The organism is Streptomyces avidinii (genome assembly GCF_045161815.1).
GTDB classification, from domain to species: Bacteria; Actinomycetota; Actinomycetes; order Streptomycetales; family Streptomycetaceae; genus Streptomyces; species Streptomyces avidinii.
The window spans coordinates 4,508,944-4,533,425 of sequence record NZ_CP108863.1 but is presented as its reverse complement, the minus strand read 5'-3'; the positions used below and the strand labels follow the sequence as shown (position 1 = coordinate 4,533,425).

Annotated in this window: 23 protein-coding genes and 1 pseudogene; 18 read left to right on the top strand and 6 right to left on the bottom strand. The window is 71.5% G+C overall.

What is annotated here, in order from left to right:
* The first annotated feature begins 5 nt into the window (after positions 1–5).
* From OG373_RS20235 to OG373_RS20200, 8 genes are read left to right on the top strand one after another with little or no spacing between them, the layout of a single operon-like run.
* A complete protein-coding gene (locus OG373_RS20235) occupies positions 6–1,259 on the top strand; it encodes an ATP-grasp domain-containing protein (RefSeq protein ID WP_405439505.1) in 1,254 nt (417 codons plus the stop codon).
* Positions 1,252–2,076 (top strand): dimethylargininase, encoded by an 825-nt coding sequence (gene ddaH / locus OG373_RS20230; protein ID WP_405439504.1) that lies wholly within the window; start codon positions 1,252–1,254, stop codon positions 2,074–2,076. The genes OG373_RS20235 and ddaH overlap by 8 nt, the downstream gene beginning before the upstream one ends.
* Positions 2,073–2,408, top strand: coding sequence for a hypothetical protein (locus OG373_RS20225; protein WP_030383895.1), 336 nt, complete (start codon positions 2,073–2,075; stop codon positions 2,406–2,408). Before ddaH ends, OG373_RS20225 begins: the two co-directional genes overlap by 4 nt.
* On the top strand, positions 2,405–4,183 hold the full coding sequence (locus tag OG373_RS20220) for an ABC transporter substrate-binding protein (protein WP_405439503.1): 1,779 nt from the start codon (positions 2,405–2,407) through the stop codon (positions 4,181–4,183). Before OG373_RS20225 ends, OG373_RS20220 begins: the two co-directional genes overlap by 4 nt.
* Complete coding sequence (locus OG373_RS20215; protein WP_405439502.1) at positions 4,183–4,686, top strand: YbaK/EbsC family protein; 504 nt, start codon at positions 4,183–4,185, stop codon at positions 4,684–4,686. The genes OG373_RS20220 and OG373_RS20215 overlap by 1 nt, the downstream gene beginning before the upstream one ends.
* 5 nt (positions 4,687–4,691) lie before the next feature.
* A complete protein-coding gene (locus tag OG373_RS20210; protein WP_405439501.1) occupies positions 4,692–5,954 on the top strand; it encodes an ATP-grasp domain-containing protein in 1,263 nt (420 codons plus the stop codon).
* A 36-nt stretch (positions 5,955–5,990) separates the two neighbouring features.
* The gene (locus tag OG373_RS20205) at positions 5,991–7,136 is read left to right on the top strand and encodes an NAD(P)/FAD-dependent oxidoreductase (protein ID WP_405439500.1); all 1,146 of its coding nucleotides are present in this window, start codon (positions 5,991–5,993) and stop codon (positions 7,134–7,136) included.
* Positions 7,137–7,165: 29 nt separating this feature from the next.
* Positions 7,166–8,143, top strand: a complete 978-nt coding sequence (locus tag OG373_RS20200; RefSeq protein WP_405439499.1) for an MmcQ/YjbR family DNA-binding protein — start codon at positions 7,166–7,168, stop codon at positions 8,141–8,143.
* 115 nt (positions 8,144–8,258) lie between these two features.
* On the opposite strand, the gene OG373_RS20195 is transcribed toward OG373_RS20200, so the two are convergent.
* Positions 8,259–9,728: an NB-ARC domain-containing protein gene (locus tag OG373_RS20195; protein WP_405439498.1), complete on the bottom strand. Its 1,470-nt coding sequence runs from the start codon at positions 9,726–9,728 to the stop codon at positions 8,259–8,261.
* Between the two features lie 173 nt (positions 9,729–9,901).
* On the opposite strand from OG373_RS20195, the gene OG373_RS20190 reads away from it, so the two are divergent.
* On the top strand, positions 9,902–13,147 hold the full coding sequence (locus OG373_RS20190) for an AfsR/SARP family transcriptional regulator (protein WP_405439497.1): 3,246 nt from the start codon (positions 9,902–9,904) through the stop codon (positions 13,145–13,147).
* A gap of 74 nt (positions 13,148–13,221) precedes the next feature.
* Here OG373_RS20190 and OG373_RS20185 read toward each other — a convergent pair whose 3' ends face one another.
* Positions 13,222–13,401 (bottom strand): hypothetical protein, encoded by a 180-nt coding sequence (locus OG373_RS20185; RefSeq protein WP_405439496.1) that lies wholly within the window; start codon positions 13,399–13,401, stop codon positions 13,222–13,224.
* Positions 13,402–13,486: 85 nt separating this feature from the next.
* Positions 13,487–14,392 carry a hypothetical protein gene (locus OG373_RS20180; protein WP_405439495.1) on the bottom strand — a complete coding sequence of 302 codons (906 nt, stop codon included), beginning with the start codon at positions 14,390–14,392 and terminating at the stop codon, positions 13,487–13,489.
* Between the two features lie 204 nt (positions 14,393–14,596).
* Here OG373_RS20180 and OG373_RS20175 point away from each other — a divergent pair, with 204 nt between their 5' ends.
* Positions 14,597–15,148 (top strand): LysM peptidoglycan-binding domain-containing protein, encoded by a 552-nt coding sequence (locus OG373_RS20175; protein WP_405439494.1) that lies wholly within the window; start codon positions 14,597–14,599, stop codon positions 15,146–15,148.
* A gap of 96 nt (positions 15,149–15,244) precedes the next feature.
* On the opposite strand, the gene OG373_RS20170 is transcribed toward OG373_RS20175, so the two are convergent.
* The gene (locus OG373_RS20170; RefSeq protein ID WP_405444130.1) at positions 15,245–15,925 is read right to left on the bottom strand and encodes a DUF5324 family protein; all 681 of its coding nucleotides are present in this window, start codon (positions 15,923–15,925) and stop codon (positions 15,245–15,247) included.
* 174 nt (positions 15,926–16,099) lie between these two features.
* On the opposite strand from OG373_RS20170, the gene OG373_RS20165 reads away from it, so the two are divergent.
* On the top strand, positions 16,100–16,627 hold the full coding sequence (locus tag OG373_RS20165) for a peptidylprolyl isomerase (protein WP_405444129.1): 528 nt from the start codon (positions 16,100–16,102) through the stop codon (positions 16,625–16,627).
* 130 nt (positions 16,628–16,757) lie between these two features.
* Positions 16,758–17,636: a rhomboid family intramembrane serine protease gene (locus tag OG373_RS20160; protein WP_405439493.1), complete on the top strand. Its 879-nt coding sequence runs from the start codon at positions 16,758–16,760 to the stop codon at positions 17,634–17,636.
* Between the two features lie 115 nt (positions 17,637–17,751).
* Here OG373_RS20160 and crgA read toward each other — a convergent pair whose 3' ends face one another.
* Entirely contained in the window at positions 17,752–18,006 is a 255-nt protein-coding gene (gene crgA, locus OG373_RS20155; protein WP_266594715.1) for a cell division protein CrgA, read from the bottom strand.
* Positions 18,007–18,097: 91 nt separating this feature from the next.
* Here crgA and OG373_RS20150 point away from each other — a divergent pair, with 91 nt between their 5' ends.
* The 6 genes and pseudogenes from OG373_RS20150 to OG373_RS20125 all read left to right on the top strand — a co-directional run bounded on the left by OG373_RS20150 (position 18,098) and on the right by OG373_RS20125 (position 22,071).
* Complete coding sequence (locus OG373_RS20150) at positions 18,098–18,871, top strand: DUF881 domain-containing protein (RefSeq protein ID WP_405439492.1); 774 nt, start codon at positions 18,098–18,100, stop codon at positions 18,869–18,871.
* Positions 18,843–19,613 (top strand): class E sortase, encoded by a 771-nt coding sequence (locus tag OG373_RS20145; protein ID WP_405439491.1) that lies wholly within the window; start codon positions 18,843–18,845, stop codon positions 19,611–19,613. Before OG373_RS20150 ends, OG373_RS20145 begins: the two co-directional genes overlap by 29 nt.
* Positions 19,614–19,702: 89 nt before the next feature.
* A complete protein-coding gene (locus tag OG373_RS20140) occupies positions 19,703–19,879 on the top strand; it encodes a hypothetical protein (RefSeq protein WP_397732720.1) in 177 nt (58 codons plus the stop codon).
* Positions 19,876–20,514: an aminodeoxychorismate/anthranilate synthase component II gene (locus tag OG373_RS20135; protein WP_405439490.1), complete on the top strand. Its 639-nt coding sequence runs from the start codon at positions 19,876–19,878 to the stop codon at positions 20,512–20,514. Before OG373_RS20140 ends, OG373_RS20135 begins: the two co-directional genes overlap by 4 nt.
* A gap of 134 nt (positions 20,515–20,648) precedes the next feature.
* A pseudogene (locus OG373_RS20130) lies at positions 20,649–21,335 on the top strand (class E sortase); the annotation flags it as partial.
* A 13-nt stretch (positions 21,336–21,348) separates the two neighbouring features.
* Entirely contained in the window at positions 21,349–22,071 is a 723-nt protein-coding gene (locus tag OG373_RS20125; RefSeq protein ID WP_405439489.1) for a class E sortase, read from the top strand.
* A 272-nt stretch (positions 22,072–22,343) separates the two neighbouring features.
* On the opposite strand, the gene pknB is transcribed toward OG373_RS20125, so the two are convergent.
* On the bottom strand, positions 22,344–24,368 hold the full coding sequence (gene pknB / locus OG373_RS20120) for a Stk1 family PASTA domain-containing Ser/Thr kinase (RefSeq protein WP_405439488.1): 2,025 nt from the start codon (positions 24,366–24,368) through the stop codon (positions 22,344–22,346).
* Positions 24,369–24,482: the final 114 nt, after the last annotated feature.

The window sequence follows — 24,482 nt, the reverse complement described above, 5'->3', positions numbered from 1 at the left end:
CACCGATGAAGCTGCTCGCGATAGAAGCCAGCCAGAACGCCACCTACTACGTCTCGCGCTACCAGCAGATCGAGGCCCTCGGGGCCGAGGTCCACGTCCTCAACGGAGTGGGCACGGAGGACTTCTGGGACGCGGCCCGCTACCGGATCGCCGGCTCCAAGCACATCGAGGACATCGTCACGGCCGCCAAGGTCTGGCACGCGGAGGAGGAGTTCGAGGGGGTCCTGACCTTCTCGGAGTCCGGGGTCGTCACGGTGGCGGTCGTCGCCGAGGCCCTCGGCCTGCCGAGCATCGGCTTCGAAGCCGCCCGGACCAGCCGCAACAAGCTGCTCATGCGCCAGGCCCACGAGCGCGGCAGCGCGGCGCACCCCGGCTTCCGGTACGCCCCCGACGTCGAGGCCGCCCTGACGGCCGGTGAGGAGCTCGGCTACCCGCTGATCCTGAAGCCCACCCTGGGCGCCGCCAGCAACTTCGTGTTCAAGGTCGACGACCCGGAGGAGATGCGGGCCCGTTTCACGGACGCCACCTCGGGCATCGAGACCATGACCTGGGCCCTGATGGAGGCCGACGGACTGGACCTGGGCCCGAACGGAATCATCGTCGAGGGCTACCTCGACGGCCACGAGCACCTCATCGAGGCGCTGGCCTGGGACGACGAGGTGTACCTCGGCTCCATCGTGGACCGGATCACCGTCGAGAGCGGGACCTTCGACGACGACGTCCACCACGCGCCGAGCTCCCTGACCCCCGAGCAGATCGCCGCGGTCCACGAGGTGGTCCGGGACGCGGCCCACGCCCAGGGCCTGCGCCGGTCCGTGCTGCACGCCGAGGTGAGGTTCCACCGGGGCAAGCCCTTCATCCTGGAGATAGCGATCCGTCCCGGCGGCGGCGGACTCGACCACATGGCGCGGATCAGCGCCGGTCACGACCCCATCCAGTGCGTGGTGGACGTGGCCCGGGGCACCGAGCCGGACGTCTCGCACTACTCGCCGACGGGTGTGCACACCGCCGCGATGTGCCTGATCAGCGGGGCGGGAACGGTCGAGTCCATCGAGGTGCCGACCGAGGTCGCCGAGGACCCCGCGCTGTTCTTCCTCAAGATCACGGCCGCGGCGGGGACCGTCATCAAGCGCCCGCCGGCGGGCAACAACATCCTCGGCTTCATCGGCGCCACCGGCACCTCCCTGACGGAGGCGCTGACCACCGCGCACGTCGCGGCCGGCCGCATCCGCACCGAGATGAGGCCGGAGCATGGCTGAGACCCCGCGGCGCACGGCCACCAAGCGGCACTACCTGATGTGCCGGCCGACCCACTTCGAGGTGACCTACGCGATCAACCCGTGGATGAACCCCGACAAGCCGATGGACGTCGGCCTGGCGCTCGCCCAGTGGGAGCGGATCCGGGACCTGTACCTCGGGTTCGGGCACGAGGTCTCCTTCATCGACCCGGTGCCGGGCCTGCCGGACATGGTGTTCTCCGCCAACGGCGCCACCGTGGTCGACGGCAAGGTGCTGATCGCGAAGTTCCGCCACCAGGAGCGGGCGGCCGAGGCCGACGCCCACCGGGCCTGGTTCGAGGACCGGGGCTACACCGAGATCCACGTCCCGCAGTTCGTCAACGAGGGCGAGGGCGACTTCGCCCCGGCCGGCCGGCGGATCCTGGCCGGCGCGGGATTCCGCAGCGACCCCGGCGCGCACGAGGAGCTCCGTGAGTTCTTCGGCCTGCCGGTGGTCGGCCTGACCCTGACCGACCCCCGCTTCTACCACCTGGACACCGCGCTGTTCGTCCTCGACGAGGACCTGGTGGCGTACTACCCCGCCGCCTTCTCCGAGGAGAGCCGGGAGGTGCTGCGGGAGCTGTACCCGGACGCGATCCTCGCCACCCGCGAGGACGCCGATGCCTTCGGCCTGAACGCGGTGAGCGACGGACTGAACGTGGTCGTGACGGAGACCGCCACCCACCTGATCGACGAACTGCGCGCCCGCGGCTTCGAGCCGCACGGCGTGGACATGTCCGAACTGCTGAAGGCCGGTGGCGCGGTCAAATGCATCACTCAGGAGATACGACGCCCGTGATCGATTACGACGGCAGAAGTTTCCGCAACACCGGTTACCCGGCCGGCGAGGACGCCCCCATCGGCCACTACCGCCAGGAAGGCGACCTGCTCTGGGCCGACTTCGACGGAGGGCCCGTCCGCCGGGGCTCGCTGAACGGGCGCGTGGAGTCCGACGGGAACCTCGAATTCGCCTACACGATGGTCCTCGCGGACGGCGAGGTGATCGCCGGACGGTGCTGGAGCACCCCCGAGTTCCTGGACGACGGACGGATCCGGCTCAACGAGCGCTGGGAGCGCTACGGAGCCCACTCGGACAGCGGTGAATCCGCACTGGAGGAGGTAAGGACATGACCCCGCCCACCACCCCGCTCCGCGGGGGCAGCGTGACCTGGGCCTGCACCAGCGGCTTCAGCCCGGTCTTCATCTTCCCGTTCACCCCGGGCGAGTACTACGGGGTGGCCAACCTGCACGAGTTCCAGACCCTGATGTACCGGCCGCTGTACTGGTACGGCACCGGCGGCCGGCCGACGGTCGACTACGAGCGCAGCCTCGCCGAGCCCCCGCAGTGGAGCGAGGACGGCCGCACGGCGACGATCACGATCAAGCCCTACGCGTGGTCGAACGGCGAGAACGTCAACGCCGACAACGTGATGCTGTGGATGCACCTCCTGGAGGCGGAGAAGGACAGCTTCGGCGGCTACACGCCGGGCTTCTTCCCCGACAACCTGGCCGGCTACGAGAAGGTCGCCGAGGACAAGGTGAGCTTCACCTTCGACCGCGCCTACTCGCACAACTGGGTGCTGATGAACCAGTTCAGCACCATCACCCCGTTGCCGAAGGCCTGGGACCGCACCGGCGACGACCGGCCTGCCGATGCCACCCACGACCCGGCGCAGGCCTCCGCGGTCTACGCCTACCTGCGGGCCTGCAACGACGAGCGCAAGAGCTGGGACACCAGCCCCGTCTGGAGTGTTGTCAACGGTCCCTGGAAGCTGAGCAGTTACACCATCGACGGGGTGTCCGGCGAGGCCGTCCTGGTGCCCAACGAGAGCTACTGCGGCACCGACAAGCCCTACCTGGACGAATTCCGGCTGGTGCCCACCGGCTCCGACACCGAGCAGTACGAGATGCTCCGCCGCGGCCCCGAGGCCCTGGACGGCGTGCAGATCGGCTTCCTGCCCTTCGACGAGGTCACCGAGCCGGCCGAGGACCCGCTGCTCGGCGGGCCCAACCCGCTCGGTGAGCACTACGACCTCGTCCCCCAGCTCACTTACAAGATCCATTACTTCCCGATCAACTTCAACAACCCCACCGTTGCCGGAAAGATCTTCAAGCAGCTCTACTTCCGCCAGGCCCTGCAGTCCTGCCTCGACTCCCGGGGCGCCATCCGCGACGTCTACAAGGGCTACGGCTACCCGACCACCGGGCCGATCCCGGCCCTGCCCGACAGCCCGCTGCTCTCGCCCGCCGCGCACGAGGACCCGTACCCCTTCGACGTCGAGGCGGCCCGTGCCCTCCTGACCGGGAACGGCTGGGACACCGGCACCACCCCGGCGCTCTGCGTCCGCGAGGGCACCGGACCCGGAGAGGCGGGCGAGGGCATCCCGGCCGGCACCCCGCTGCGGTTCTCGATGCGCTACGCCCAGGGGCACGAGACGCTGACCGCGGTCATGCGCAAGTTCGCCGCCGACGCCGCGAAGGCCGGCATCGAGATCGTGCTGACCGAGGTCGAGGCGAGCGTCCTGGTCCTGGAGGACACCACCTGCACCCCGGGCCCCGACAGCCCCTGCCTGTGGGAGTTCAGCGACTGGAACGGGGGCTGGGGTTACGGTCCCGGCTTCTACCCGACCGGTGAGGCGCTCTACTCGACCGGCTCCTCGGTGAACTTCGGCAGCTACAGCGACCCGAAGGCCGACGAGTTGATCGCGCGCACCGTGGTCAGCGACGACCTGGAGGACCTGTACGCCTACCAGGACTACATGGCGCAGCAGGTCCCGGTGATCTGGATGCCCAACTTCCCCTTCCGCCTGCTGGAAGTGGCCAACAACCTGAAGGGCGTGGCTCCGGTCAACCCCTTCGGGCTGATCAATCCCGAGGACTGGCACTACGTCGGCGAGGTGCTCTGATGTACCAGCGGTTGATCGACCTCCTCGACAGCAATCACGCCCGCTACCGGCTGATCGACCATCCGGCCGAGGGCCGGACCGACCTGGCGAGCGTCCTGCGCGGCCACCCGCTGGACCAGGCCGCTAAGTGCATCGTCGTGCGCGTGAGCATCACCAAGCGGGTCGGCAAGTACGTGCTCGCGGTGGTTCCCGGAGACCGGCAGGTCGACCTGGAGGCGGTCGCCGCACTGTTCGGCGGCGGGCGGACGGCGTTCGCCACGCCCGAGATCGCCGAGCGCCTGGCCGGCAGCGTCTGCGGCACGGTGATGCCGCTCAGCTTCCACCCCGATCTGCACCTCGTCGTCGACGAGGGCCTGATCCTCACCGACGAGATTTATTTCAACGCGGCCCGCCTGGACCGTTCCGTGGCCCTGTCCACCCCCGACTACCTGGCCATCGCCCAGCCGCAGCTCGCGGCGATCGCGACGGCCGGGGACCGGGTCCTGACCCACTCCGCGAGGTGACGAAGATGACTGATGACGCCAACCCGACCGATGACGGCGTGGTGATCCTGGTCGGCAGCGGACAGCGCGCCTACCGCGAGTACCTGCTCGCGGGCGCCGCCCGGCGCCGCCCGATCTGGATCCTGGACGCCGCGGACCCGACCTGGCAGCAGGAGTACGTACGCGGCTCCACCACGGTGGAACTGCTCGACCGCGAACGCCTGGTGCCCGACACGCAGGGCCTGATCAAGGCCGCCGAGGCGGTGGCCGCCGAGCACCGCGTGGTCGGCGTGTTCAGCTACGACGAGACGCTCGTGGTGACCACCGCGCTGATAGCCGAGCGGCTCGGACTGCCCGGACTGACCTCCCGGGGCGCCGACAACTGCCGCAACAAGCACAACACCCGGCAGCTGCTGACCGCCGCCGGGCTGCCCCAGCCGCACTTCGCCTACGTGACCGATGCCGAGGCCGCCCTGGCCACGGCCGACTCCTTCGGCTACCCGGTGGTCCTCAAGCCCCGCGGCATGGGCGCGAGCATCGGCGTCATCCGGGTCGACGACGCGGCCGGGGTCCGCGCGGCCTTCGAGGTGGCGGACGCCGCCGGCCGGGGCGGGAACAGCGACTACGAGGGCGGGGCACTGGTCGAGGAGTGCGTCATGGGCCCCGAGATCAGCATCGACGGAGTGGTCTTCGACGGCGCCTGGACCCCGCTCTTCCTCGCGCACAAGGAAGTGGGCCTGGCGCCCTACTTCGAGGAGACCGGGCACGTGGTCAGCGCGACCGACCCGCTGCTCGCCGACGAGGAACTGCTGGGCATCCTCCGGGCCGCCCACCGGGAACTGGGCATCGGCTACGGAATCACGCACACCGAGGTGAAGCTCACCACCCGCGGCCCGGTGATCATCGAGGTGAACGCCCGCCTCGGCGGTGACCTCATCCCCTACCTCGGCAGCCTCGCCACCGGTGTGGAGCCCGGCGAACTGGCCGCGGAACTGGCCGCCGGCGTCCGCCCCGAGTGGACCCCGACCGAGTCCCGCACCGTGGGGATCCGCTTCCTGTACCCGCCGGAGAACGGCACGGTCCGCTCGGTCGACGTACCCGCCACCGCGGACGTACCGGGGCTGCTGGAGACGAACGTGATGGTGGCGCCGGGCGTTTCGCTGCTGCTGCCGCCCGAGGGCTACCTCAGCCGGTACGCCAACCTCATCTGCGCCGGCGACACCGTCCTGAGCTGCGAGGAGTCCCTCGCCAAGGCGTCCGCACTGACCACGATCGTCCTCGAGCGCTGACCCGTCGGCCCAACGAAAACGGAAGGGAGGTGTGTGATGTCGGCGAGGGTGACAGTAGTGGGCGGCGGAGTGATCGCCCTGCTCACGGCGGTCGAATGCGTGCTCGACGGACACCGGGTCACGGTCGTGGACCAGGGACCCATCCCGCACAGCAGAGCCACCTCTTTCGACCAGCACCGGATCCTGCGGGCCCTGCACCCCGCGGACCCGCGGACCACGGCGGCCGCACTGCGTGCGCACCGCCGCTGGGTCGAACTGGAGGAGCTGTTCCTGACGCGGTTCTACGAGCAGGTCGGCTCGCTCACCGTGCTGCCCCCCGCGGCGGCCGCGGACGCGGCGGCGATGCTGGAGGACGCCGGAGGCACCGCCAGGGAACTCACGGCGGCCGGCCTGGCCGACCGCTATCCGCACCTGCACGTGGGCGGCGGCCTCGGCGCGGTACTGGAGGACCAGGCGGGCGTGCTGCTCGCCGAACGGGTGCTCGCCGCCTGCGTCGGCTGGCTGAAGTGGCAGCGGGGCATCGAGCTGATCGAGCACCGGGCCGTGACCGCCGTCGACGGCGAGAGCGGCAGCGTACGGCTGGTGGACGGGCGCGTGCTGAGCAGCGACGCGGTGCTCGTGGCCGTGGGCCCCTGGTCCCGGGACCTGCTGCCGCCGAGCATCTCCGAGCGGCTGACGCTGTACCGGCAGTCCCTCCTCTACTGCCGGGTGCCCCGGCACCAGTCGCAGGCCTGGGCGGCCACTCCGGCCATACCGGCCCTGGGCACCGGGGGCGGAGCCTGGCTGATTCCGCCGGTGGCGGGTACGGCCCTCAAGCTCACCTCGGCGACCGCCTGCCGGGCGGTGGACGAGATCACCGACTACGCCACCGACCCGTACTGGCAGCGCAAGCTGGAGAAGGAGTTCGGGGACATCCTGCCCGGCTTCGGCCCGGCCTGGGTCACCGCGGCGAAGGACGCCTACTACTCGTCCTTCGCGGAGACCGGCGGCCCGCTGCTGGTCGCCCTCGGCGGCGCGGGATTCGCCTACGCGGCCTGCGGTGGCACATCCTTCAAGTTCGCGCCGCTCATCGCGCGGTCGCTCGCCGACCGGCTGATCGGCAGGAGTCCGTCGCCGATCGGCCTCGGTGCGCTCGACGGGCCACCGCTGGACGTCCACGCCCCGCAGCTCGCGGGTCTGTGAGCCGGCGGCCGGAGGTGAGGGAGCAGCCGGTGGCAACGGTGGACGACGTACGGCGGCTCGCGCTGAGCCTGCCGAGGACCGAGGAGCACCTGATCCGGGACCGGGTGAAGTTCCGCATCGGCAGCATCGTCTATCTGGCCCTCTCCCGGGACGAGAGCGAACTGGGCTTCGCCTTCCCCAAGGAGGAACGGGCGGCGCTCGTCGCCGCCGAGCCGGAGAAGTTCTTCCTTCCCCGGGAGTCCGATCTGCGCTTCAACTGGGTCGAGGCCCACCTGGGGGCCCTGGCGCCGGACGAGCTGACGGAGCTGGTCACCGAGGCCTGGCGGATGGTGGTGCCCGCCAGGGTCGCCCGCGCGCACCTCGACCCGCCGACCGCGCCACCGCTCCCGGCGGCGCCGACCCTGACCGAACTGCGTTCCTCGGCGGAGGTGTTCAACGGCTTCGCGGGCGTGGACCGGAGCTGGCTGGCGCTGCGCGCGGAGACCGGCGCCGCCCTGGACCTCTCGCTCGCCGCGCACCGCACGGCCCTGCACCGCTGGCTGAACTCCTGGGGCTGCCGCATCCGTTACCCGCGAGAGGGCGAGCCCGACACGTTCGGCACGGCCCTCGCCGCCTGGTGGCAGCGGCACACCCTGGCGGACGCACCGCTCGCCCGGCTCACCCCGCGGGACATCTCCCGGCTGGCCGCGGCCTACGAGGAGCTGGCGGCGCTGCCGATCGGCCGCCGCAGCCTCGGCCCGACCGCCGCGTCCAAGGCGCTGTACGCACTGCGCCCCGTCACGGTCATGCCGTGGGACGCGGCCATCGCCCAGCGGCTGTACGGGACACGGGACCGGGCCGCCTTCGCCCGCCACCTGGAGCTCGGCCGGACCTGGGCGCGTGCGGCGCTGGAGGCGGGCGGCGGCATCCCGGAGGCGGACCTGTGCGCCGAGCTCGGCCGGCCCCGGGTGTCCCTGGCCAAGGTCCTCGACGAGCACCTCTACGTCACGATCACCTACCGGGCGTGAGGCCGCGGGCCCCGGAGCCGAGGCCGCGGACAGCCGAAAGGCCGCCCACCGGGTGCGGGGCGAGCAGCTGCTCCCCGCGCACGCCCCGATCGGCGGCCTCCCCGACGCGGCCGGGCTACCTCGACTGCCGTGCGGGCACCTGGCCCCGCGCCGTCGCGGGCGCCGGCGCAGGGTCCTCCTCCGTCGGGTCCGGCTGGGTCAGGGCGTAGGCCCGGGCCATCGGCGTCAGTCCGTACTGTCCGGGCAGGTCCGAGTGGTCGAGCAGACCCGCGTCGAGGAGCCGTTCGAGGAGGTCCTCCACCGGTTGCGCGGACCGCTCGACCAGCATGGCGAGCGCGTCCGCGGACTCGTAGACCACGTTGTCGACGGAGGGCGGGTTGTCGGAGCCGGCGAACTGGCGAAGCATCAGGCGGGCCCACGGGGTCAGCAGCCGGTAGGCACTGTCGAGACGGCTGCTGAGCGCGTCGTCCCCGACCTGCAGCCGGGCCAGGAAGCGGCCGGGAGCCCGCTGGGCGCCGGGCCCGTCCGGCCCGTCGCCGAGCAGCTCGGCCACGGAGTCCTGGAGCATCCACTCGGGCCGGGCCGCGATGCGCCGGCCCGCCAGGTTGAGGGCCAGCGGCAGGTCCCCGCAGGCGTCGGCGAGGCGCAGGCAGGCGCGCGGCTCGGTGCCGACCCGGTCCGGACCCAGCACCCGGGCCAGCAGCTCCATCGACTCGTCGCGGTCCAGTGCGGGGAGCCGGATTCGGCCAATTCCGTCGAGGCCCAGCAGCCGCGACCGACTGGTGATGATGATGCGGCTCTCGGGCGCCGCGATGAGAAGTTCCCGGATCTGGCGCTCGTGCTGGACTCCGTCCAGTACGACGAGCACCCTGCGCCGGTTGAGCAGCGATCGGTACAGGCCAATTCTCTGGCCGGGATCGTTCGGGATCCGGTCGGTGGGGATACCGAGCGCCTCCAGGAAACCGCCCGCGATTCCGGCGGCGTCCTTGCGCCCGTCCGCGGCCGGGTCCAGGTTCGCGTAGAGCTGCCCGTCGGGCAGGTTCACGGCGAGTTCGTGGGCGAGCCGCAGGGCGAAGGCCGTCTTGCCGACCCCGACCTGTCCGCTGATCACCAGGGGCGCCGCGGCGCGCTGTTCGCCGTACGAGGGGGCGGTCAGTGCCCGCGCCCGCTGGAGCAGGTCACGCCGTCCGACCAGGGGCTGAGCCTCCATCGGGAGCTGGGACGGCGGCGGCAGCACGGCGCGCACCTCGGCGGCGCGCAGCTCGTTCTCCTGGTGCTGCTGTACGGCCTTGACCGCCGGGCGGGCCGTTCCGTCGTCGCCCTCGGCCCGCGCCGCCTCGTGCCAGCGGCGCTCCCAGCTGGCGCGGTCGCCGCCGCAGGCCTCGGCGAAGGCGAGGGCCACCTGAAGGGTCGGGAGGCGGTAGCCGGCGGCCGCGTCGGAGAGCACGGACGCCGAGAACATGGCACGTGTGGCCATGTCACGGTAGCCGGGACTGCCCGCCGCCGTCCGCAGCCTGCGCAACTCCCGGGCGAACGCGGTGACTGGTCCGGCATCGGGGGCCAGTGGTCTCTCCAGTCTTCCCACAGCCTGCTCCTTCGGTACTCGCTCCATGTGCTGCCTGCTCCGGGCCGCCCATGAACTGTCCGTGTCGCCCTTCCCGATCTGCTACCGGATGCTTACCGCGTGCTAGGGGTAACCCCTATGATCCGGTTGGCATGACCTGGCCAGGGGTCTTGTTCATTGGGGGTGGATGTCCGATGCCGGGGGCGGATGCGGAATCCGGGGAGAGACGCAGCGGAGTGCCTGTGGGGGGCAAGCTGCGCTTCAACGTGCTCGGATCGCTCGAGGGATGGATCGACGAAGTACGGCTGAGGCTGGGGGGAGCGATCCAGGAACGGGTCCTGTGCATGTTGCTGCTCGAAGCCGGCCGGGTGGTGCCCGTCGCACGGCTCGTCGAGGCGACGTGGGAGAAGGACCCGCCGGTGACCGCGGCGCACCAGGTCCGCAAGGCCGTCGCCGATCTGCGCCGGCGCATACCCACCGGCAGCGCGGTGATCGCCACCGACGGGCCGGGATACCGCGTGGTGGTGGCGGACGACCAGCTCGACCTGCTGGAGTTCGACACGCTGACCCGGGCGGCCGCCCGGGCCGTGCGGGAGGGCGGGCAGGCCGCGGCCGCCGAGGCGCTGCGGGCCGCTCTCGCGCTGTGGCGCGGCTCGGTGCTGTCCGGGGCGGGCGGGCCGGTGATCGAGGCCGCGGCGACCGCGCTCGAGGAGCGCCGACTGGCAGCCGCGGAGCAGCTGTTCGACCTGTGCCTCGCGCTGGGCGAGAGCGGTGAGCTCATCTCGGGCCTGCGGGGCCTGATCACCCAGCACCCGCTGCGGGAGACGCTGCGCGGGCAGTTGATGCTCGCCCTGTACCGCTCCGGGCGGCAGGCCGAGGCGCTCAGGGAGTACGGGGAGGTCCGCGAGCTGCTCGTGAACGAGCTCGGGATCGATCCGGGGCCCCGGCTGGCCAGGCTGTACGAGGCGATCCTGCGGGACAGCCCCGAACTGGCCGCGCCCGAACGGCCCGCGCCGGTGCCGGCACCCGTGCCGGTGTCTGCGCCGGTGGCGGTGGCCGCCGCGCCCGCACCTCCGGCTCCCGAGCCGGTGGCCCCCGTACCGCAGGAGCCCGAGCCGGTCCTTCCGGTACCGCCGGTGTCCGAGAGCGAGGATCCCGGGGCCGCGGCACCGGCCGCGGCGGGAACGGGACGGGAAGAGCCGGGAACGCCGGCCGCACCGGCCGATGCCCCGTGCACCCTGCCCTACGACCTGCCCGACTTCACCGGCCGCGCCAAGGAGCTGGCCGAGCTCTTCGACTACGTGCAGGACGAGGGCCGGGGCGGCGACCGGTACGCCCGGATCGTAGCCATCGACGGCATGGGCGGCATGGGCAAGACCACCCTGGCCGTGCGCGCCGCACACCGGCTGGCCGGCCGGTATCCCGACGGGCAGCTCCACATCGACCTGCACGGATTCACCCCGGGCCGGGAGCCGGTGACGCCGGCCGCCGCGCTCGACGGCCTGCTGCGCACCCTCGGTACGCCGGGCGACCGGATCCCCGAGGACCTGGAGGGGCGCACCGCCCTGTGGCGGTCGAAGCTGGACGGCCAGCGGATGCTGATGCTGTTCGACAACGCGGTCGACGCGGGGCAGATCAGGCCCCTGCTGCCGGCCTCGCCCGGCTGCCTGGCCCTGATCACCAGCCGGGGGCGGCTGATGGACCTGGACGGCGTCGAGTGGGTTTCCATCGGGATGATGGAGCCCGAGGACAGCACCAGCCTGATGGCGGAGACCCTCGGCACGACCCGGGTGGCCGCCGAGCCGGCGGCCTCGGCCGAACTGGCCGAGCTGTGCGGGCACCTGCCGCTGGCCCTGCGGATCGCGACCGCCCGGCTGCGCAACAGGCCCCGCTGGACGGTGCGTTACCTGGTCGAGCGACTGCGCGACGAGAAACGCCGGATGGACGAGCTCAGTTCGGGCGAGCGCAGCGTCGCGGCGACCCTGCGGCTGTCCTACCTGGCGATGGACGAGGAGTACCGGACCGCGTTCCGCATCCTCAGCCTCTACCCGTGCGCCGGTACCGATGTCTACTCGGCGGCGGCGCTCCTCGGCACGGCCGTCCGCGACGCCGAGGACGCCCTGGAGTTCCTGCTCGACGTCCACCTGGTCCAGCAGCCCGACATCGGTCTCTACACCTTCCACGATCTGGTGCGCAGTTTCGCCCAGAGCCTGCGGGGCTCGGCGACCGCCGACGACGACGCGGAGGCGGTCGAGCGGCTGCTCGGCTACTACATGACGACCTCGGACGCGGCCTGCGAGGTGCTGTTCCCCGGTCGTGAGCGCCGCCCCACCGGCATCCCGCCGTACCGGGGCGAACGGCCGCACTTCAGGGACGCCGAGCAGGCCGTCAGCTGGTTCGACCGGGAACAGGCGGGGCTGCTCGCGGCCGTGTCCCTCGCCGAACGGTCCGGTCACGACCGCTACGCGGCCTGTCTGAGCCGCAACATCGGCTTCCACCTGCACGCGCACGGACAGCTCGACGAGTTCTGGAGCGTCGGGCACCTCGCGGTCGCCGCCGCCCGCCGGCTCGACGATCCGGCGCTCCTCGGCATCAGCCTGGCCAATCTGGGCGCGGCCTGCTGGAAGCTCGGCCGTTTCGAGGAGGGACTGGAGGTGGCCCGGGAGGCGCGCGCCACCGCGGTCCGCGCCGGGGACCGGCACACCGAGGCGAACAGCGAATCGACCATCGGGCTGCTGCTGTCGATGCTCGGGAGGTACGGGGAGGCCCTCCCCCTGCTGGAGCGGTCCGTGGCGGCGGCCCGGGAACTGGGCAACCCGCGCGCGGAGTCGGAGGGTCTCACCACCCTCAGCACGCTGTACGAGCGGTGGGGCCGCTATCCGGAGGCGGCCGCGGCCGCCCGCCGGGCGATCGAGATCGACCGCGACCTCGGCTACCGCAGCAACGAGATCATGGCCCTGGCCGACCTGGCCTTCGCCCAGGTGGGGCTCGGTGAGTACACGGACGCGGACGCCAGCCTCAAGCGCGCCCGTGACCTGTGCGACGAGACCAGGTCACCGGGTGACGTCGCCCTGGTGCTCGCGCTGTCCGCCCAGGTCGCGCACGAGCGGGGCGACGGACCGCAGGCCCGCACGTTCGCCGAGCGCTCCCTGGCCCTCGGCCGCACCAGCGGCGCCCCCATCCGGCTCGCGAAGGTCGAGAACATCCTGGGGCAGCTCCACATGCTCTGGGGGGAGCACGAGGTGGCGCTGGCCCTGCACGCCCACGCCCACAAGCTCGCGGCGCCGATGAGCTTCCGCGCCGAGGAGGCGTCCGCGCTGGTGGGCCTCGCCCGGGCGGCCGAGGCGCTCGGGGATTCCCCGGCCGCGGCCGGACACCGTACGGCCGCCGAGGGGTTATTCGATTTCATGGGGCTGCCGGCGCACCGCAGGGCCCACTGACCCCGTACGCGGAAGTGCCCCGCACCGGATTCCGGTGCGGGGCACTTTCCTGTGGTGCGCGGCAAGCGGCCTGCCTAGCGGCCGGACGGGGCCGGGGTGGGAGCGGGGGAGGCGATCCCGGGGCCCTTGTCGTCCGCGAGGACCTGGTAGCCGGAGGGCTGACCGGCGTCGGCCGGGCTGCTGACCGTCACACCGACTCCGAACGCCAGAGCCGCCGCGATGATCCCGATCAGTCCAGCCAGCTTGCTGCGCATGTGTGGAACCCCCTGGTGTGTACCCGGTGCGGCTCCCGTGTGGTGCGGTGGCCGCTCTCGACAGAACAAAGAGTCGCCGAGTCCCTTACCGGTCCGTTCCCCTCTCGATACCGCTCGCCGCCGCGGCGCGGGAGCGGCCGATACCGGCCTGTTCCCGGTCCGGCTCCGTCGCCGCCGCGATACGTGATCCCCGGGCGCTGACCAGCACGTCCGTCCGCGTGGTGCCCGATTCGTACCCGGCCAGATCCAGCAGGGCCCGTACCGTCGCGCGGATGCCGGCCTGCTCCGCGTCGTGCAGCGGCGCCGCCGCTGCCTGGGGTGCGATGTCGGCCACCAGGTGCATACCGTCGACCGTCAGCGTCTCCACCCGGAACTTGGCACCCGTCAGGAGCTCTTCGACGAGATAGGGCGCCGAATGCCGGGCGGTGGCGGCCTGTTCGGCCCACCGGGCGAGTTCGGGACGGTCGCGCACCGCAACGGTCCACCAACACCCGCTCTTGTCGGCCGATTTGATGACCACGGGAAGGGGGAAGTCCTCCGCCAGTGAGCATGCCTCGCTGACCGTTTGCGCCTCCTCGGCGCGCACGGCCGAGGTCCGGCTCTGATTGAGGATGCGCCGGATCGCCACCGCGTCCGGCAGCCGGACCGCCGGCTTCCCGCGGCTTTTGGACAGTTCCCGCACCACCTCCTCGGCGGCGGCCGCGGACCCGCTGCCGAGACCCCTTTCGAGATCGCTCGCGAGGTAGAGGAGCTGCCCGATCCCGTGGGTGAGGATTGTGTCCGTCAGCAGGGTGCGCAGCGCGGTCGCGTCATCGAAGTCCACCCGCAGGAGGCGCTGCGGGGGCAGCTCCGGGGGCATCCGTGCGTTCCCCGGCCGGGGTCCGGGGTCCGACACCACCCAGAGGTCCAGGCCTGCCACGATCGCGGCGCTCACGAGCCCGGGTCCGGGCCTGACCAGCACTACCCGCTCCGCGGCCTGTCTGATGATCACAGAAATCTCCTCCATCGTGTCTCACGAGGGTGGTGCCGTACCTTCCCGGTCCGTTCCCGTCGCGTTCCCGGCCCGGTGACGGCGTGTGATCCGGGCCGGCTGTCCCCCGGACAGCCCCGTCGCAGGGCCGTGCGGCGCCCGGTGCAGGACAGTGGAGAGAGGTATCGATACCAGGGGGCACCCTCACGCCGGAGGCGTACAGACATGGGACTCTTCGACTTCCTGAAATACGAAAAGAAGAAGGCGCACGGCGCCGCCGAGAAGGAGCAGGTGCAGCAGCAGGCCGGGGAGGCGGGGAGGCCTCCCGCGGGTTCGGCGGCCGATGCCGCCTCGGCCACCCGGGCCGCCGCCGAGCGCATGGCGGCCGCGGCGCCGCCGGGGCGCGCCCCGGCCACCCCGGCCCCCGCGACCCCGACCCCGGGGTCCGCCGCGCACAAGGCCGTGCCCGCCCCTCCCCGGCCCGCCGCGATGCCGAAGCCCGCGGCCTCCTCCGCCGCCGCGCCGGGTGCCATGCACACGCCCACCCCTCATTCGGCCGCGCACAAGGCGGTACCGGCGGCGCCGGTGGCCAAGCCCGGGCCCGCCGCCAAGAAGCGCACGTACACGGTCAAGGCCGGCGACTCGCTCCCCGGGATCGCCCGGAGCGAGCTGGGCAACGAGGCCCGCTGGCGCGAGCTCTACGCCATCAACCGGGCCGTCGTCGGCGCCAACCCCGAATTCGTCCGCCCGGGCATGATCCTCACCCTCCCCGGCTGACGGCCGCGCGGCCGCGTGGCCGCGCGCGAACCGTGACCACGTGAAAGGGGCCCGGATCCTGGTGGAACAGGATCCGGGCCCCTTCCCACGCGCCGGTCAGAGCTGCTTGTCCTCCGGGCCGTCCTCGGCCTCGCGCTCCTTCTCCGCCAGCTCGTCGTCGAAGCTCGCCGGCGCCGCGTCGCGCCCCGACAGCTCCGTGGCCGCCGGCGGTTCGACGAGCCAGTCCGGATTCGACTGCTGGTCCCACCACCTCCACGCCGCGTAGGCGGCACACGCCAGTACGCCGACCAGGGCGGCCCCGCGCAGGATCTTGCCGTTGCGCTCGCGCCGTCGATGACGCCGCACCAGCTTCTGCACCTCCTTGGCCGTCACCTGGCCGCGCAGCGCGGCGAGGGCGGCCGTCGAACGGGACGCGGCCTCCTCCGCCATCGGGGTGGCGGCCGCGATCGCGCTCTCGATCTTCGGCTGCGTGTAGTCGGCGGCCTGCCGCGCCGCCCGGCGCGCCTGCGTCGCGGCGCGGTCGACGGGGGGCGGGACATGGGCCCGCGCCGCCTTGAGCCGGGGATGCAGGTGGCAGTCGTAGGTCGAACGGGCGTGCTGGGCAGCGCTGCTCGCCGCGGACGACACCTTGGGTGTCAGCCGCTCGTTCGCTTCCTGGGCGTAGTGCACCGCGGCGTCCCTGGCGGATTCCGCGTACGGTGCCACCACTTCCGTCGCGTGACGCACACTCTCCCTGGCACTCTCGGCTGCCAGGCGCATGCTCTCCTTGCCGGTCACGTGATCCTCCTCCTCGGTGGCGGACACAGTTCACCTTTCCACCCTTTGACGGATCATGCCTGCCATATCGCTGACAGGCATGCGCGACAGGGCATACGGGTGGACGATTTCAGTGCCGCGGAGCGCTCCGTGCGACCATCTGGACCGACAGTGATGACTATGGAAGGCAGATCCGTGGCCGAGAAGCTCTACGCCACCCTGAAGACGACCCACGGCGACATCGTGGTCGAGCTGCTGGAGAACTTCGCTCCGAAGACCGTCCGGAACTTCGTCGAGCTCGCCACGGGCGCCCGCGAGTGGACCCGGCCCACCGACGGCCAGAAGACCACGGACCCGCTGTACGACGGGACCGTCTTCCACCGCGTCATCAGCGGCTTCATGATCCAGGGCGGCGACCCGCTGGGCAACGGCACCGGCGGTCCGGGCTACCGGTTCGCGGACGAGTTCCACCCCGACCTGGCCTTCACCAAGCCGTACCTGCTCGCCATGGCCAATGCGGGCCCGGGCACCAACGGCTCGCAGTTCTTCATCACCGTCGCGCCCACCGCCTGGCTGACGCGCAAGCACACGATCTTCGGCGAGGTCACCGACCCGGCCGGCCAGAAGGTCGTGGACGCCATCGCCGGCAGCGCCACCAACCCGCGCACCGAGCGACCGCTGGACGACGTGATCATCCAGTCCGTGGTCGTCGAGCGGCGCTGACCGACCGGCTGCGGGCCCATGGCCCCGGCCCCGGTCCCTTCCCGGGAACCTTTCCGCCCCGCCCGTCCGTAGTGGATACGTACGGGACCGGCGGGGTGCACCCCTGCCTCGCCGCTGATCGAGGGAACCGATGGACACCGACCGTCTGCCGGGCTGCTATCGCCACCCGGACCGCGACACGGGGATCAGCTGCACCCGCTGCGAGCGCCCCATCTGCCCCGAGTGCATGATCAGCGCCTCGGTCGGCTTCCAGTGCCCCGAATGCGTCCGCGAGGGTTCCGGCACCGGGCACCGGCCGACCGCGAACGCGCCGCGCACCGTCGCGGGCGGGGTGGTCGCCGCCGACCCCCACCTGGTCACCAAGATCCTCATCGGGATCAATGTGCTGCTGTTCTTCGTGGCGCTCGCCGACCCGGTGCTCGCGGTCCAGCTGGAGCTGATCGGCGGCCAGTACCGGGAGTACCCCGGCGGCCCGGTCCACGGGGTTGCCGCAGGCGAGTACCACCGGCTGCTGACCTCGATGTTCCTGCACGCCCAGTGGTGGCACATCATCGGCAACATGATCGCCCTGTGGGTGATCGGCGGCCCGCTGGAGGCGGCGCTGGGCCGGGTCCGCTATCTCGCGGTCTTCCTGCTCTCGGGCCTGGGCGGCAGCGCGCTCGTCTATCTGCTGAGCGAGCCCTACGTCCGGACCCTCGGCGCCTCGGGCGCCGTCTTCGGCCTGCTCGGCGCCACCGTCGTGCTGGCGAAGCGGCTGCGGTACGAGATGCGGCCGGTGATCGTCATGGTCGTGCTGATGCTGGTGCTGACCTTCGTACCGCTCGGCGGTGCGCTCACCGTGTCGTGGCAGGCCCACGTGGGCGGCCTGGTCACCGGCGCGCTGGTGGGCCTGGGCATGCTCGTGCCCACCAGCGGCAGGCATCGCGCACTCGTTCAGTGGGGCACCTGCGCGGTGACGTTCCTGCTGGCCGCGGCGGTGATCCTGGCCCGCACTGCGGAACTCACCTGATCACACCGGCGTCAACTCTCCACAGAGTTATCCACAGATCTTCTGTCTTTTCCTCAGGTGTGGATGACGCTGTGGATAACTCATGGGGAGAGCTTCCGTCAGGGACTGTGGGGTGCTACTTCCACTGTGTGGATACGCCGAATCCCGCGGCAATAAAGCCGAAACCGACTACAATGTTCCAATTGCCCAGCGCCTCGATCGGCAGCTGGGTTTCGGTCACGTAGAAAACGACGATCCACGCGAGTCCGATCAGGAAGAACGCCAGCATGACCGGAGCGACCCAGCTGCGGTTCGTGAGCCGGATGCTCTGCGGCTGCCGCGAGGGCGGCGGCGTGTAGTCGTCCTTCTTGCGGATACGTGACTTCGGCACGAGGGGCTCTCCTGTCGATGCGCTGGGGACCTTGCCTGCCCCGGGCGTCCGTTAGCGTAGTGGACCTGTGGCGTTGAAGGAGAAGGGTACGTTGAGCAATTCCGACGACTCCTCCGCGGGTCCCCGTCGCCGGGCCAGGCCGGTCCGGCTGCTGGCGGCCGCCGTCTTCGCCCTGGCCGGGCTGCTCTTCGTCACCAGTTTCAACACCTCCAAGGGTACGAACATCCGGACGGACGCATCGCTCCTGAAGCTGTCGGACCTCATCAAGGAGCGCAGCCAGGACAACGCGGCGCTGGAGCAGAGCACCGCGGCGGTACGCGGCCGGGTGGACACCCTCGCCGAGCGTGACGACGGCAGCACCAAGGCCGAGGACGCCAAGCTGGCCGCCCTGCGCGCGGCGTCCGGCACCGAGGAGCTGACCGGCAAGGGCCTGACGGTCACCCTCAACGACGCCCCGCCGAACGCCACCGCCCGCATCCCCAACGTGCCCGAGCCGCAGCCCAACGACCTGGTGATCCACCAGCAGGACCTGCAGGCCGTGGTCAACGCCCTCTGGCAGGGCGGCGCCGAGGGCATCCAGGTCATGGACCAGCGGCTGATCTCCACCAGCGCGGTCCGCTGCGTGGGCAACACCCTGATCCTTCAGGGCCGGGTCTACTCGCCGCCGTACAAGATCTCGGCCGTCGGCGACCAGGCCGCGATGAAGAAGGCCCTCGCCGCCTCCCCGGCCCTGCAGAACTACCAGCTGTACGTGAACGCGTACGGGCTCGGCTGGAAAGTGGACGAGCACAAGGCGCTGACACTTCCGGGGTACTCCGGCACAGTGGACCTCCACTATGCGAAGCCGGTGGCGCCCACCCCGTGATCGGGTCCGTCCTGACGTCGTACTGCGCCTGGTGGTACGGACGTTCAGCGAGGTGTGCCTGACGGCGGGCACCCTGATCGTGCTCTTCGTCGCGTACGTCCTGCTGTGGACCGGGGTCAAGGCCGACCGGGCCATGGGCGGGGAGATGGACCGGATGCGCGACCGCTGGGCGGCGGCTCCCGCTCCGGCCCCCGCTCCGGCCCCCGAGCCGCAGTCGGCGCCGTCCGTGCCCCCGCCGCCGTCGGTGCCCCCGGCACCGCCCGAGCGCTATCCCGCCGGCCGGGCCTTCGCCGAGATGCACGTCCCGCGCTTCGGCCGGGACTGGGTCAAGCCGGTCCTGGAGGGCACGGACCCCGAACTGCTGATGAAGGGCCTGGGCCACTACGCCGCCACCGCCCGCCTCGGCGCCGTCGGCAACTTCTCCGTGGCCGGACACCGGCGTACCTACGGGGACCCCTTCAAGGACTTCCCGAAGCTGCGTCCGGGCGACGAGGTGATCCTCAAGGACGCGAGCACCTGGTACACGTACACGGTCCGGGGCGGCCCCCTGCGCACCCTGCCCACCGACGTCGCCGTCGTCGACCCGGTCCCGGAGAAATCGCCGTTCACGGCGCCCGGCCGCTATCTGACGCTGACCACCTGCGACCCCGAATGGGGACACAGCCACCGGCTGGTCGTCTGGGCGGAGCTGACCGGGACCCGCAGTGCGGACCGGGGCCGACCGGAGGGTTTGTCCGGGTGACCCACCCTTTCGGGCCGCTGCCTTTAGTCTGTTCGCGTACCGCCCCCGCGGTGCGTTGAACGAACGCGGACGAAAAGGAATCAGGCGGCATGTACGGCTGGATCTGGCGGCACCTGCCGGGAAACGCGTGGCTACGCGCGCTGATCTCGCTCGTACTGGTCCTCGCGGTGGTCTTCGTACTGTTCCAGTACGTCTTCCCGTGGGCCGAGCCGCTGCTTCCGTTCAACGATGTGACGGTGGACGAGGGATCGGGAGCCACTCCGTGAGCGCGCGCATTCTGGTTGTGGACAACTACGACAGCTTTGTGTTCAACCTGGTCCAGTACCTCTACCAGCTCGGCGCCGAATGCGAGGTGCTGCGCAACGACGAGGTCGGGCTCGCGCACGCGCAGGACGGTTTCGACGGCGTGCTGCTGTCCCCCGGGCCCGGAACGCCGGAGGAGGCGGGCGTCTGCATCGACATGGTCCGCCACTGCGCGCGGACGGCCGTCCCCGTCTTCGGCGTCTGCCTCGGCATGCAGTCGATGGCGGTCGCCTACGGCGGCGTCGTGGGCCGGGCGCCGGAGCTGCTGCACGGCAAGACCTCGCCCGTGCTGCACGAGGGGCTCGGGGTGTTCGAGGGACTGCCGTCGCCGTTCACCGCCACCCGCTACCACTCCCTCGCCGCCGAACCCGGGACGCTGCCCGACGTGCTGGAGGTCACCGCGCGGACCGAGGACGGGATCATCATGGGCCTGCGCCACCGGGAGCACGACGTCGAGGGTGTGCAGTTCCACCCCGAGTCCGTGCTGACCGAGTGGGGGCACCGGATGCTCGCCAACTGGCTGGTGCGGTGCGGGGACGCGAGCGCCGTGGAGCGCTCGGTGGGGCTCGCCCCGGTGGTGGGCAGGGCCGTCGCGTGACCGCGGTCGCGCCGTCCGCGCCCACGGAGGGCCGGGCCGCGCGACGCAGGGCAGCTCAGGAGGCGGCGAAGCGGGCCGCCAGAGGCACCCGGCGGCGGGGTGGTCGGCGGCGCAGGCGGCCGGCCTCGGGCGGCCCGGTGGTCATCGCGAGCCGGCTGGGCGGAGAGCTGTTCATCACGCTGGGCCTGGTGATGCTGCTGTTCGTCGCCTACCAGCTCTGGTACACGAACCTCCTTGCGGAGCGGGTGGCGAACGGCGCCGCCGGCTCGCTGCGCCAGACCTGGGAGCAGGATCCGGGACCCGCCGGGGCCGCCGCGCCGCCCGTGACGGCCTTCGAACCCGGCCAGGGCTTCGCGATCCTCCACATCCCGAAGCTGGACGTGAAGGTCCCGGTGGCGGAGGGCATCAGCAAGCCGAAGGTGCTGGACCGGGGCATGGTCGGGCACTACGGCGAGGGCGCGCTGAAGACGGCGATGCCGGCCGACAAGCAGGGCAACTTCGCGGTGGCCGGACACCGCAACACCCACGGCGAGCCGTTCCGCTACATCAACCGGCTGGTGCCCGGGGATCCCGTGGTGGTCGAGACCCGGGACGCCTACTACACGTACGAGACGACCTCGTCGCTCGCGCAGACCCCGCCGACGAACGTGGCGGTGATCAAGCCGGTGCCGGAGGGGTCGGGATTCACATCAGCGGGCCGGTACATCACGCTGACCACCTGCACCCCGGAGTTCACCAGCACCTACCGGTTGATCGTATGGGGCAGGATGACCGATGAACGCCCCCGCAGCCAGGGCCCGCCGCCCGCGCTGACCAGCTAAGGACGAATCAGCAGTGTCTCGTGCCAGCCGCCGCGCCGCGGCCCCGCCCGTCGGCAACCGCAGTGTGCTCGCCGGATTCCTGAGCCTGCTGGGCGAGGTCCTGATCACGGTGGGCCTGGTGCTGGGCCTGTTCGTGGCCTACTCGCTGTGGTGGACGAACGTGCTCGCGGACCGGCAGGCGTCGGCCCGCGGGGACGAGATCCGCCAGCAGTGGCAGGCACCCGAGCAGGCCGCGGGGCCGGGGGCGCTGGACACCCGGGGCGGGGTCGGCTTCCTGCACGTCCCGGCGATGAAGAACGGCGAGGTGCTCGTCAAGGCGGGGACCGACCCGGACACCCTCGACGACGGTGTGGCCGGGTACTACACGCAGCCGGTCAAGTCGGCGCTGCCGTGGGACGAGAAGGGCAACTTCTCGCTCGCCGCGCACCGGGACGGCCACGGGGCGAAGTTCCACAACATCGACAAGGTGAAGAACGGCGACGCGATCGTCTTCGAGACCCGCGACAGCTGGTACGTCTACAAGGTCTTCGCGGAGCTGCGCCAGACCTCGAAGTACAACACCGACGTGATCAACGCGGTCCCCAAGGACTCGGGGAGGACCGCCCCCGGCCGGTACATCACGCTCACCACCTGCACCCCGGTCTACACCTCGAAGTACCGGTACATCGTGTGGGGCGAGCTGGTCCGGACGGAGAAGGTGGACGCGAAGCGGACGCCGCCGGCCGAGTTGCGCTGACGCGGCAACGCCGCGCCGCCGGCACTCAAGAAGGCGCCTGGGGGCGGCGCTGACGCCCCCTGAGCACCACGAGGCCCCCGGAGGCGCACAGGTCCCGTACGGGGCCGCAGACGGCCGTACAGCGACGGTCGGCACGCGGCCCGCACACGGGGCCGCCCGCACCGGCGCGCACGAGCCGCACGGGAACGCACAGAGGTCCGGCCCCTCACACCCGGGAACGGGGAGGGGCCGGACCTTTTGCTGCTGTGCGGTCGCCGCGTCGGCGGGTCGCGCTAGTCGTTGCGGATCAGGCCGCCGAAGCCACCGCCGCCGTTGTTGTTGCCGCCCTGCTGCTGTCCGCCGCCCGTGATGATGTTCACGGCCTGGCCGGAGTTGACCGGGGTGCCCGGCTGCGGGTCGGTGGCGAGCACGAACGTGTTGTCGTCCGTCGGCCCGGCGACGATGCCGACCTTCAGGTTCGCGCGCCGCAGCTCGTCCTTGTACTGGCCCAGCGTCCGGCCGGCGAAGTTCGGCACGACGGTCTGCGTCGAGGCCTTGGCGATGGTGATGCCCACCGTCTTGCCCACCTCGAGCTGCTGGCCCGGCTGGATCTGCTGCTCGATGACCGTGCCCGGTACGACTCCGGGGGCGTCGATCTCCGTCACGCTGCCGAGCCGGAGCTTGACGTCCGTGAGGGCCTTGGCCGCCTCGTCCTTCTTCTTGCCCTTGAGGTCCGGGACCTCGGCCTTGGAGATCTCCTTGGCGACCGTCAGCTTGACGACGCTGTTCTTCTCCGCCTCGGTGCCGCTCTTGGGGTCCTGCTCCAGGACGGTCCCGGCCGGACGGTCGGACTCCTGCGTCTTGCGCTCGACCTGGAAGCCCTTCTCCTTCAGCTGCTTCTCCGCCTCTTCGAAGCTGAGGCTCAGCACGTTCAGGACCGGGATCTTGGGCGCGCCCGAGGAGATCGTCACCGTGACCGTGGAGCCGTCTGCGACCTTCTCGTCGGGCGCGGGGTTCTGCTTGCAGACGTTGCCCTTGGGCTGGTCGTCGCAGGGCTCGTCGGCGCCCTTGACCACCTTGAGGCCGACGGCTTCGCCGCTCTTCTGCGCCCGTTCGAGGGTCTGGCCGACGAGCCTGGGCACGGAGGGCCGGTTGTCGGCGCCCTCGCCGAAGAGGGCGCGGCCGATGAGGATCGCGCCGACGAGCACGAGGATGCCCGCCGCCACGAGCAGCACGGTGGACGCCTTGCTCTTCTTCTGGCGGCGGCCGGAGCCCTGGTCGTAACCGCCGTGGCCCTGGTCGCCGTAGCCGTATCCGCCGTCGCCCGGGGACATCGGCGGCATCATCGACGTCTGGCCACCGGGGTCGGTGGTGCGCAGGGCGGCGGTGGGCTGGTCGTAGCCCTGGTGCCCGTAGCCGTGACCCTGGTCGGGGTAGCCGTAGCCGGCCGCGCCCATGCTGGCGGTGGCGGCGACGGGCTGGCCGTCGAGGCAGGCCTCGATGTCGGCACGCATCTCGTCGGCCGACTGGTAGCGGTAATCGGGGTCCTTGACCAGTGCCTTGAGGACGATGGCGTCCATCTCGGGCGTGATCTCGGGGTCGAAGTTCGACGGCGGCTGCGGCTCTTCCCGAACGTGCTGGTAGGCGACGGCCACGGGGGAGTCGCCGACGAACGGGGGCCGGACGCTGAGGAGCTCGTAGAGCAGGCAGCCCGCGGAGTAGAGGTCGGAGCGCGCGTCGACCTGCTCGCCCTTGGCCTGCTCGGGCGAGAGGTACTGGGCGGTGCCGATGACGGCGGCCGTCTGCGTCATGGTCATGCCGGAGTCGCCCATGGCGCGGGCGATGCCGAAGTCCATGACCTTGACCTGGCCGGTACGCGTCAGCATCACGTTGGCGGGCTTGATGTCGCGGTGCACGATGCCGGCGCGGTGCGAGTACTCGAGGGCCTGGAGGATGCCGATGCACATCTCCAGCGTGCGCTCGGGCAGCAGCTTGCGGCCCGAGTGCAGCAGCTCGCGCAGCGTGGAACCGTCGACGTACTCCATCACGATGTACGGGATGGAGATGTTGTCGACGTAGTCCTCGCCGGTGTCGTAGACCGCGACGATCGCCGGGTGGTTCAGCGACGCGGCCGACTGGGCCTCGCGCCGGAACCGGGCCTGGAAGGACGGGTCACGGGCGAGATCGGCACGCAGGGTCTTGACGGCGACGGTACGGCCGAGCCGGGTGTCGTGGGCGAGGTAGACCTCGGCCATGCCACCACGGCCGAGCACGTGGCTCAGCTCGTACCGGCCGCCGAGGCGACGCGGCTCTTCCATAACGTTGCAGCCCTCTCCGTCAGTCCCGACCGCACCTGTGTGTGGTCCGGCGGTGTGCTGTTCGCGCAAAGGCTACCGGCCGATCGTCCGTGATCGGTTCGGGGCCACAGGCTG